The 10,935-nt window shown below is 71.5% G+C and carries 8 protein-coding genes and 1 pseudogene; all 9 read left to right on the top strand.

The window, feature by feature from the left end:
• Positions 1-314: pseudogene (locus VIW71_RS12715) on the top strand (ABC transporter ATP-binding protein); the annotation flags it as partial.
• Between the two features lie 287 nt (positions 315-601).
• Positions 602-1,489: a squalene synthase HpnC gene (hpnC, locus tag VIW71_RS12710; RefSeq protein ID WP_331622233.1), complete on the top strand. Its 888-nt coding sequence runs from the start codon at positions 602-604 to the stop codon at positions 1,487-1,489.
• A gap of 26 nt (positions 1,490-1,515) precedes the next feature.
• A complete protein-coding gene (gene hpnD / locus VIW71_RS12705; RefSeq protein ID WP_331622234.1) occupies positions 1,516-2,436 on the top strand; it encodes a presqualene diphosphate synthase HpnD in 921 nt (306 codons plus the stop codon).
• Positions 2,437-2,569: 133 nt separating this feature from the next.
• A complete protein-coding gene (gene hpnE, locus VIW71_RS12700; RefSeq protein WP_331622232.1) occupies positions 2,570-4,057 on the top strand; it encodes a hydroxysqualene dehydroxylase HpnE in 1,488 nt (495 codons plus the stop codon).
• The gene (locus VIW71_RS12695; RefSeq protein WP_331622231.1) at positions 4,054-5,124 is read left to right on the top strand and encodes a polyprenyl synthetase family protein; all 1,071 of its coding nucleotides are present in this window, start codon (positions 4,054-4,056) and stop codon (positions 5,122-5,124) included. The genes hpnE and VIW71_RS12695 overlap by 4 nt, the downstream gene beginning before the upstream one ends.
• Positions 5,125-5,222: 98 nt before the next feature.
• Complete coding sequence (gene shc / locus VIW71_RS12690) at positions 5,223-7,331, top strand: squalene--hopene cyclase (protein ID WP_331622230.1); 2,109 nt, start codon at positions 5,223-5,225, stop codon at positions 7,329-7,331.
• 3 nt (positions 7,332-7,334) lie between these two features.
• Entirely contained in the window at positions 7,335-7,937 is a 603-nt protein-coding gene (locus tag VIW71_RS12685; protein ID WP_331622229.1) for a 1-hydroxy-2-methyl-2-butenyl 4-diphosphate reductase, read from the top strand.
• 5 nt (positions 7,938-7,942) lie between these two features.
• Positions 7,943-8,974 carry an adenosyl-hopene transferase HpnH gene (hpnH, locus tag VIW71_RS12680; protein WP_331622228.1) on the top strand — a complete coding sequence of 344 codons (1,032 nt, stop codon included), beginning with the start codon at positions 7,943-7,945 and terminating at the stop codon, positions 8,972-8,974.
• Positions 8,975-9,063: 89 nt separating this feature from the next.
• Positions 9,064-10,935 (top strand): 1-deoxy-D-xylulose-5-phosphate synthase (gene dxs, locus VIW71_RS12675; protein WP_331622227.1); only part of this gene is annotated, 1,872 nt, incomplete at its 3' end.

Genomic DNA, 10,935 nt, shown 5'->3' with positions numbered 1-10,935 from the left:
TCTCGTTGCCGATGCGTACGTACTCCTCCGGTATGGCCGCCCGGCTGCGCTTCTCGATCGCCGCGGCCAAGAACCACGACGTGCTGATGATCGACGAGGCGCTGGCCACCGGCGACCGGTCCTTCCAGAAGCGGTCGGAGGCACGGATCAGGGAACTCCGCAAGGAGGCCGGCACCGTCTTCCTGGTCAGCCACAACAACAAGTCGATCCGGGACACCTGCGACCGGGTGCTGTGGCTGGAGAAGGGCGAGCTGCTGATGGACGGCGGCACCGACGAGGTCCTCAAGGCGTACGAGGCGCACACCGGCAAGTGACCGGGATCTCTCCCGCGAAGCCGACCCCCGCCGGATGATCCGGCGGGGGTCGCGTGTTGTCATGTCATGTCACGCCCCCGGCGTACGCCGGGGCGGGGCCCGACGTAAGCTGTAGCGGTGCTGGGAGCCTGCTGATGATCTATGTCAGGAGTGGGCGGACCTGGTGCGGCGTGTCCGAAATGGGAAGATTCGACTGCGCGGTGTAGAACGGGGGATGTGGCGGCCATGACGATCGGGACCACCCTGCTCCGGGGCACATCCGCCGCCTGTGTGCCGGGGACCTTGCGGTGACCGGGGACGACACGTCGCGGGCCGTCCTGGACAAGGCCGCGCGGGAGAACTTTCCGGTGGCGCCGGTGTTCCTGCCGCGCGCGTGGCGCCAGGACCTGATGGCCGTCTACGGATTCGCCCGGCTGGTCGACGACATCGGCGACGGCGACCTCGCCGCCGGCGGCCGCCACGACGCCGTCCACCTCGGCCTCGAACCGGCCCAGGCCGGAGACCGGGCCGCCATGCTCGACGCGTTCGAGGCCGATCTGCGCCGGGTGTTCGACGGCACCCCCACCCACCCCCTGCTGCTCGCCCTCCAGCCCACCGTCCGGCGCCACCGCCTCACCCCCGGCCCGTTCCTCGGCCTGATCGCGGCCAACCGCCAGGACCAGCGGGTACGGCGCTACGCCAGCTACGACGAGCTGCTCGCGTACTGCGAACTGTCCGCCAACCCGGTGGGCCGCCTGGTGCTCTCCATCACCGGCACCTCGACGCCGGAACGGGTCCGCCGCTCGGACGCGGTATGCACCGCGCTGCAGATCGTGGAGCACCTCCAGGACGTGGCGGAAGACCTCGGCAGGGACCGGATCTACCTGCCGGCCGAGGATATGAAGCGCTTCTCGGTGGACGAGGACGACCTCGCCGCATCCAGCGCGAACGCCCGGGTACGCTCACTGGTCGCGTTCGAAGTCGAACGCGCGCGCGAGCTACTGGCCGAGGGCACCCCGCTGGTGGGGAGCGTCCGGGGCCGGCTGCGGCTGCTGCTCGCCGGGTTCGTCGGCGGCGGGCGGGCCGCGCTGAAGGCGGTCGAGGGCGCGGAGTACGACGTGCTGGCGGGTGCGCCCAAGGCCACCAAGCCCGTTCTGCTGCGCGAAGTGGGGTCGACATTGCGACGAGAGGGGTGAGCCGGACCGTGAACGGTTCCGCCCAGATGTCCGGACAGGTACTTGCGGCATACAGGTATTGCGAGACCGTGACCGGCTACGAGGCCCGCAACTTCGCATACGGAATCCGCCTGCTGCCCACCCCCAAGCGGCAGGCGATGTCAGCGCTCTACGCGTTCTCCCGGCGGGTCGACGACATCGGCGACGGCGACCTGGCTCCCGAGGAGAAGTTGCGCCGCCTGGAGTCCACCCGTGCCACGCTGGGCCGTGTCCGGGGCGGCGAGGTCGCCGAGGACGACACCGACCCGGTCGCGGTGGCGCTCGCCGACGCCGCCGCGAGGTTCCCGCTGCCGCTCGAAGGTCTCGACGAACTCATCGACGGCGTTCAGATGGATGTTCGCGGCGAGAGTTACGAAACGTGGGACGATCTCGCGGTTTACTGCCGCTGCGTAGCCGGCGCCATCGGAAGGCTGTCGCTGGGCGTTTTCGGCACCGTGGATGGGCACGATCAGGCACGTGCCGCCGAATACGCCGACACGCTCGGCCTCGCCCTGCAACTCACCAACATCCTCCGGGACGTCCGCGAGGACGCCGCCAACGGACGGACCTACCTGCCCGCCCAGGACCTCGCCAAGTTCGGTTGCGCGGACGGGTTCCACGGGGACACCCCGCCGCCCGGCTCCGACTTCGCCGGCCTGGTGGAGTTCGAAGTACGGCGGGCCCGAACCCTGTTCGCCACCGGTTACCGGCTGCTCCCGATGCTGGACCGGCGCAGCGGAGCCTGCGTCGCCGCCATGGCCGGCATCTACCGCCGGCTGCTGGAGCGGATCGCCGCCGACCCGGAAGCCGTGCTGCGCGGCCGGGTCACGCTGCCCGGACGTGAGAAGGCGTACGTCGCCGCGCGCGGCCTCGCCGGACTCGACGCCAGGCGCATCCGCACCTTCCCCGGCCCCCGGAGCGACGCGTGAGCCCCACCCGCGACGGCGCGGGTGCGAGCGCGGCACGGCACGCGAACGTCCGGGCAACCACGACGACGCGCGCCGCGTCACCTTCCGCGACGGCCCGCCGTGTCCCGCGCGGCGCAGCCCGACAGGAGGGCGCATGACCACGCAGACCGGCCCCGACGAGGGCGCGGGCCCGTACACCGACGCGGGCGGGTGTCCGGGACCGGACCCCCGCACCGGCTCCGGCACGGACACGCGGACCGGGCCCGGGCGCCGTACCGCCGTGGTGATCGGCGGGGGGCTGGCCGGGACGACGGCGGCGCTCGCGCTCGCCGACGCGGGGTTGAAGGTCACCCTCACCGAGGCCCGGCCACGGCTGGGCGGGCTCGCCTTCTCCTTCAAGCGCGGCGAGTTGAGCGTCGACAACGGCCAGCACGTGTTCCTGCGCTGCTGCACCGCCTACCAGTGGTTCCTGGACCGGATCGCCGCCCGCGACCTGGTCACGCTGCAGGACCGCCTCGAGGTACCGGTGCTGGACGCCGGGACCGGGCGGCTCGGCCGGCTGAACAGAACCGCGCTCCCGGTGCCGCTGCACCTGGCCGCCGGCTTGGCCCGCTACCCCCATCTGAGCCTGCGGGAGCGGGCCTCGGTCGGACGGGCGGCGCTCGCCCTGCGTGGCCTGGACCTGGACGATCCGGCGCTGGACCGTACCGACTTCGCGAGCTGGCTGGCCGGCCGCGGGCAGTCGCCGCGCACCATCGAGGCGCTGTGGGACCTGGTCGGCGTCGCCACCTTGAACGCCACCGCGGACCACTCCTCGCTGGGGCTGGCCGCGAAGGTCTTCAAGACCGGGCTGCTGTCCGATCCGGGCGCCGCCGACATCGGCTGGGCCTCGGCCCCGCTCGGTGACCTGCACGACGGCCGGGCCCGCAAGGCGCTGGACGCCGCGGGCGTACGCACCCTGCTGCGCGGCCGGGTCGCCGCGATCAAGGCGGCGGCGGACGGCGGCTGGCAAGTGTCGGTGGAGACCGGCCCCGGCCGCGGCGAACAGCTGGACGCGGCCACCGTGGTCCTGGCGGTCCCGCAGCGCGAGGCCCACGACCTGCTGCCGGACGGCGCCGTCCAAGATCCGGAAAAGCTCTTGCGCATCGGTACCGCGCCGATCCTGAATGTCCATGTGATCTACGACCGACAGGTGCTCGCACAGCCGTTCCTCGCGGCGCTGGGCACCCCTGTCCAGTGGGTCTTCGACCGCACCAGGAGTTCCGGGCTGACCGGCGGCGGCCAGTACCTGGCGGTGTCGCAGTCGGCGGTCGCGGACGAGATCGATCTGCCCGTCGCCGAACTGCGCGACCGGTACCTGCCCGAACTGGCGCGCCTGCTGCCCGCGGCCCGCGGCGCGGAGGTCCGGGACTTCTTCGTCACCCGCGAACGCACCGCCACCTTCGCGCCCACCCCGGGCGTGGCCGCGCTGCGCCCGGGACCGGTGACGCGGGCGTCCGGCGTGTTCCTGGCCGGAGCGTGGACCGCCACCGGGTGGCCCGCGACCATGGAGAGCGCGGTGCGCAGCGGCCTGCGTGCCTCCAAAGAAGCTTTGGCCGCGCTCGGGCTGCCATTCGACAACGGCGTCCTGGAGGCGGCATGAGTGCTATCGGTGCAACCAGAGGAGAGAACGTGACCGCTGACGGCGTCATCGCGCTGCTGGAAAACGGCCGCATCCTGACCACCCCAGTGCTCCGCGCCGCCGTGGCACGCCTCGCGCCCCCGATGGACACCGTCGCGTCGTACCACTTCGGCTGGATCGACCAGGCCGGGCAGCCCGCGGCCGGCGACGGCGGCAAGGCCGTACGCCCCGCGCTGGCGCTGCTGTCCGCGCAGGCCGCGGGCGCGTCCGCCGAGACCGGCATCCCCGGCGCGGTCGCCGTGGAGCTGGTGCACAACTTCTCGCTGCTGCACGACGACCTGATGGACGGCGACGAGCAGCGGCGGCACCGGGACACCGTGTGGAAGGTGCACGGCCCCGCACAGGCGATCCTGGTCGGCGACGCGCTGTTCGCACTGGCCAACGAGGTGCTGCTGGAGCAGGGCACCGCCGACGCCGGCCGGGCCACCCGCCGGCTGACCACCGCCACCCGCAAACTGATCGACGGTCAGGCACAGGACATCTCCTTCGAGCACCGTGAGGCGGTCAGCGTCGAGGAGTGCCTGGAGATGGAGGGCAACAAGACCGGCGCGCTGCTCGCCTGCGCGTCCTCCATCGGCGCGGTGCTCGGCGGCGCCTCGGAGGCGGACGCGGACGCGCTGGAGGAGTACGGGTACCACCTGGGCCTGGCATTCCAGGCGATCGACGACCTGCTGGGCATCTGGGGCGATCCGGCCACCACCGGCAAGCAGACCTGGAGTGACCTGCGGCAGCGCAAGAAGTCGCTGCCGGTGGTCGCCGCGCTGGCGGCCGGCGGCTCCGCCTCGCAGCGGTTGGGTGAACTGCTGGCGGCGGACGCGAAGAATCCGGAAAACGATGCCTTCAGCGAGGAAGAGTTCGCCCTGCGGGCGGCGTTGATCGAAGAGGCCGGCGGCCGGGAATGGACCTCTCAGGAGGCCAGGAGGCAGTATGCGACCGCGATCGCCGCGCTGGACAAGATGGACATGCCCGAAGAAGTTCAACACAAGCTCGTGGGTCTGGCGGACTTTGTGGTGGTTCGCGAGAAGTAACGCCCTAACGTGGAGCGCATGACGTCGCCGGTCTCTCTCATGTGACGGCCGACGGCCGCCCCCAACACCGCAGAAGTCTCAACTGCAAAGGGGAAGCCATGACAGCGACGACCGACGGCAGTCCAGGGACACCGACCCATCGGACACCTTCGGCCAGCAGCACCTCGGAGCCGGACCCCGTCCCAGCCGGCGACACCGAGGCGGCGGCGCAGCGTGCCGTGCAGCGCGCCGCAGACCACCTTCTGGCACGGCAGCACGTGGACGGATGGTGGAAAGGCGACCTCGAAACGAATGTGACGATGGACGCCGAGGACCTGCTGCTGCGTCAGTTCCTCGGTATCCAGGACGCGGCCGTCACGGCCGCGTCCGCCCGCTGGATCCGCTCCCAGCAGCGCGAGGACGGCGCCTGGCCCACCTTTCACGGCGGGCCGGGCGACATCTCGGCCACCGTCGAGGCGTATGTGGCGCTGCGCCTCGCCGGGGACGCGCCCGACGAGGCGCACATGGAACTGGCCGCCAAGTGGTCCCGGGCCGAGGGGGGCGTGGCCGCCAGCCGGGTCTTCACCCGGATCTGGCTCGCCCTGTTCGGCTGGTGGAGCTGGGACGACCTGCCGGAACTGCCGCCGGAGATCATCTACTTGCCCAAGTGGATGCCGCTGAACATCTACTCCTTCGGCTGCTGGGCCCGGCAGACCATCGTGCCGCTGACCATCGTCGGCGCGCACCGCCCGATCCGCCCGGCGCCCTTCGGCATCGACGAGCTGCACGTCGACCCCGACCGGCCCAACCCCACGCAGCGCAAGGCGCCGATCACCAGTTGGGACGGCATCTTCCAGCGCCTGGACCAGGTGCTGCACGTCTACCGGCGCGTCACCCCGCGCCCGCTGCGCCGCAGCGCGATGAACGCCTGCGCGCGGTGGATCATCGAGCGGCAGGAGGCCGACGGCTGCTGGGGCGGAATCCAGCCACCGGCCGTCTACTCGGTGATCGCCCTGCACCTGCTCGGCTACGACCTGGACCACCCGGTGGTCAAGGCCGGGCTGGACTCGCTGGATCGTTTCGCCGTCTGGCCCGAGGACGGCGTACGCATGATCGAGGCATGCCAGTCGCCGGTCTGGGACACCTGCCTGGCCACCATCGCACTCGCCGACGCCGGGCTGCCCGCCGACCACCCCGCGCTGGTCAAGGCCGCCGACTGGATGCTGGGCGAGCAGATCACCCGACCGGGCGACTGGTCGGTGCAACGGCCGCAACTCGCCCCCGGCGGCTGGGCGTTCGAATTCCACAACGACAACTACCCGGACATCGACGACACCGCCGAGGTCGTCCTCGCGCTGCGCCGGGTCCGCCACCCCGACCAGGCCCGGCTGGACTCCGCGGTGGACAAGGCGGTCCGCTGGAACATCGGGATGCAGTCCAGGAACGGGGCGTGGGGCGCCTTCGACGCCGACAACACCAGCCCGTTCCCCAACCGGCTGCCGTTCTGCGACTTCGGCGAGGTCATCGATCCGCCGTCCGCGGACGTCACCGCCCACGTGGTGGAGATGCTGGCCGCGCTCGGCCTGGAGCAGGACCCGCACGCGCGGCGCGGCATCGAGTGGCTGCTCGCCGAGCAGGAGGAGAACGGCGCCTGGTTCGGCCGCTGGGGGGTCAACTACATCTACGGCACCGGGTCCGCCGTGCCGGCGCTGGCCGCCGCCGGGCTCCCGGCCGACCACCCCGCGATCCGGCGCGCCGTGAGCTGGCTGGAGTCGGTGCAGAACGCGGACGGGGGCTGGGGCGAGGACCTGCGCTCGTACTCCGACCGTGAGTGGATCGGCCGCGGCCACTCCACCGCCTCCCAGACCGCGTGGGCGCTGCTCTCCCTGCTCGCGGCGGGCGAACGGGACAGCCCGGCCGTGGAGCGGGGGGTGCGGTGGCTGACCGACACCCAGTTGGCGGACGGCTCCTGGGACGAGCCGTACTTCACCGGCACCGGCTTCCCGCGCGACTTCTCCATCAACTACCACCTGTACCGGATGGTCTTCCCGCTCACCGCGCTCGGACGCTACGTCCGCCGCGAGCCCTTCGGGACCGCGGGGCACACCGGGCTGAGCGCCGTCACCGCGGGCAGCGCCACGCCGGGCGCCGTCACCGCGGCCACCGTCGGCAGCACGGCCGCGAGCAGCCCCACCGCGAGCAGCCCCGCCACGGGAAAGGGGGCCTAGTTCGTGGGCCAGACACGACCGCCGCTGCTGGTGGTGTGCGCCCTGCGCATCGAGCGGTTCGCGCTGCGCAGGGGAGTGGCCATAGCCGGGGCCGACCGGGTCACCGTGCTGCGCACCGGCATGGGGCCCAAGGCCGCCGACCGGGCCGTCCGCGAAGCCCTGCACGACCCGGGGCTGCGCGACGCGGCCGTACTGACCACCGGCTTCTGCGCGGGGCTCGCCCCCGGCATGCGGCCGGGTGACATCGTCGTCGCCGACGACGGGCATGAGAGCGGGGCGCTGGCCGCCGCGCTCAAGGCCGCCGGACACACCGTGCACACCGGCACCCTGGCGGAGTCCGACCATGTCGTGCGGGGCGCCGAGCGCGCCGCACTCGCGGCGACCGGTGCCATCGCCGTCGACATGGAATCGGCCGCGATGCGGCGCGCCGCGCTCGCCGAAGGAGCGCAGCACATCGCGGCGGCCCGCGTCGTCGTCGACACGCCCGAGTACGAACTCGTGCGGGTCGGCACACTGCGCACCGGGATCATCGCATTCCGGGTGCTCAGAGATCTTGTCCCCGCCTTTCTCGATTGGCACCGCACTACCGCGCTCCCCTGGAGGTGAGCTAGATGGTTATGCCGCTCCGTCAGACCGTCCGTGTCGCGTCGTACCTCTTCGAACAGAAAATGGTTCGGCGCCGCGAAAAGTTCCCGCTCATCGTCGAGCTCGAACCGCTCTTCGCGTGCAACCTCAAATGTGAAGGATGCGGCAAGATCCAGCATCCCGCCGGAGTGCTGAAGCAGCGCATGCCGGTGGCACAGGCCGTCGGCGCGGTGCTGGAGTCCGGGGCGCCGATGGTGTCGATCGCGGGTGGCGAGCCGCTGATGCACCCCCAGATCGACGAGATCGTGCGCCAGCTCGTGGCCCGCAAGAAGTATGTGTTCCTGTGCACCAATGCCCTGCTCCTGCGTAAGAAGATCGATAAATTCACACCGTCCCCCTACTTCGCCTTCACCGTGCATATCGACGGGATGCGGGAACGGCATGACGAGTCGGTGGCCAAGGAAGGCACCTTCGACGAGGCGGTCGAGGCGATCAAGGAGGCCCAGCGCCGCGGATTCCGGGTGACCACCAACTCCACCTTCTTCAACACCGACACCCCGCAGACGATCATCGAGGTGCTCAACTTCCTCAATGACGATCTGAAGGTCGACGAAATGATGCTGTCGCCCGCCTACGCCTACGAGAAGGCACCCGACCAGGACCACTTCCTGGGCGTGGAGCAGACCCGCGAGCTGTTCAAGAAGGCGTTCGGCGACGGCAACCGCCGGCGGTGGCGGCTCAACCACAGCCCGCTCTTCCTGGACTTCCTCGAAGGCAAGGCGGACTTCCCCTGCACCGCCTGGGCGATCCCGAACTACTCGCTGTTCGGCTGGCAGCGCCCCTGCTACCTGATGGCCGACGGTTACGTGCCCACGTACCAGGAGCTCATCGAGAAGACCGACTGGGACAAGTACGGCCGCGGCAAGGACGCCCGCTGCGACAACTGCATGGCGCACTGCGGTTACGAGCCCACGGCCGTGCTGGCCACCATGGGCTCCCTCAAGGAGTCGATCCGCGCCGCCCGCGAGACCGTAGCCTCCAACCGCGCGGGCAAGTGACCTCGCGATGAAAGTGGCCCGGCCCCGTCGCCGGCCGGCCGGCGGTCGGAGATACACAGCAATCCCGGCAGGGGGAACGAGGTCCACACATGTCGATGCTGGAGAACATCAAAAGCCCGCGCGACCTGAAGGCGCTGCCCGAGGAGCGGCTCGACGAACTGGCCGCCGACATCCGGCACTTCCTCGTCCGGGCCGTCGCCAGGACCGGCGGCCACCTGGGGCCGAATCTGGGTGTGGTGGAGCTGACGATCGCGCTGCACCGCGTCTTCGACTCGCCCGCCGACCGGGTCCTGTGGGACACCGGCCACCAGTCCTACGTGCACAAACTGCTCACCGGGCGCCAGGACTTCTCCAAACTCCGCAGCAAGGGCGGCCTGTCCGGCTATCCCTCGCGCGCCGAGTCCGAGCACGACGTGATCGAGAACAGCCACGCCTCCACCGTGCTGGGCTGGGCCGACGGTCTGGCCAAGGCCAACCAGGTACGCGGGTGCTCCGACCACGTCGTCGCGGTCATCGGCGACGGCGCGCTGACCGGCGGCATGGCCTGGGAGGCGCTGAACAACATCGCCGCCGCCAAGGACCGCCCGCTGATCATCGTCGTCAACGACAACGAGCGCTCCTACGCCCCCACCATCGGCGGTCTCGCCACCCACCTCGCCACCCTGCGCACCACCGACGGCTACGAACGCTTCCTGTCCTGGGGCAAACAGGTCCTCCAGCAGACCCCCGTCATCGGCCAGCCGCTCTACGAATCGCTGCACGGCGCCAAGAAGGGCTTCAAGGACGCCTTCGCGCCGCAGGGCATGTTCGAGGACCTGGGCCTGAAGTACGTCGGCCCGGTCGACGGCCACGACATCGCCGCGGTGGAGTCGGCGCTGCGCCGTGCCCGACGCTTCCACGGCCCGGTCCTGGTGCACTGCATCACCGAGAAGGGCCGCGGCTACCCGGCCGCCGAACAGGACGAGGCGGACCGCTTCCACGCCGTCGGCGCGATGGACCCGCTCACCTGCCGGCCGCTCGCCCCCTCCGGCGGCCCCTCCTGGACCTCGGTCTTCGGCCAGGAGATGCTGCGCATCGGCGACGAGCGGCCCGACGTGGTCGCCATCACCGCCGCCATGCTCCAGCCGGTCGGCCTGGACGCCTTCGCCCGCGCCTACCCGCACCGGGTCTTCGACGTCGGTATCGCCGAGCAGCACGCGGTCACCTCGGCGGCGGGTCTGGCCACCGGTGGCCTGCACCCGGTGGTCGCCGTCTACGCGACCTTCCTCAACCGCGCCTTCGACCAGGTGCTGATGGACGTGGCGCTGCACAAGTGCGGGGTCACCTTCGTCCTGGACCGGGCCGGGGTCACCGGCGTGGACGGCGCCTCGCACAACGGCATGTGGGACATGTCGATCCTCCAGGTCGTGCCGGGCCTGCGGATCGCCGCGCCGCGCGACGCCGACCAGTTGCGCGCGCAGCTGCGCGAAGCGCTCGACGTGGCCGACGCGCCCACCGTCATCCGCTTCCCCAAGGAGACCGCGGGCGCCACCGTTCCGGCCCTGGACCGGATCGGCGGTATGGACGTCCTGCACCGGCCGGAGGTGGGGCAGGACCCCGACGTGCTGCTGGTCTCGGTCGGCGCGCTCGGCGCCACCTGCCTGTCGGCGGCCGACCTGCTGGCCGAACGCGGCCTCGGCGTCACCGTGGTCGACCCGCGCTGGGTCAAGCCGGTCGACGCGGCACTGCCCGAACTGGCCGCCCGGCACCGGCTGGTGGCCGTGGTCGAGGACAACGGGCGGGCCGGCGGCGTGGGTGCGGCCGTCGCCCAGGCGCTGCGCGACGCAGGGGTGGACGTACCCCTGCGGGACTTCGGTATCCCGCAGCAGTTCCTCGCGCACGCCAAACGCGGCGAACTGCTGGCCGACATCGGACTGACCCCCGCGGAGATCGCCGGCCGGATCAGCGCGGCGCTGGCCCGT

Origin of the sequence: Streptomyces sp. (assembly GCF_036524955.1) — a bacterium.
Classification (GTDB): domain Bacteria; phylum Actinomycetota; class Actinomycetes; order Streptomycetales; family Streptomycetaceae; genus Actinacidiphila.
Note: the sequence above shows the minus strand (reverse complement) of the source record. Positions and strands in the feature narration are given on the sequence as shown.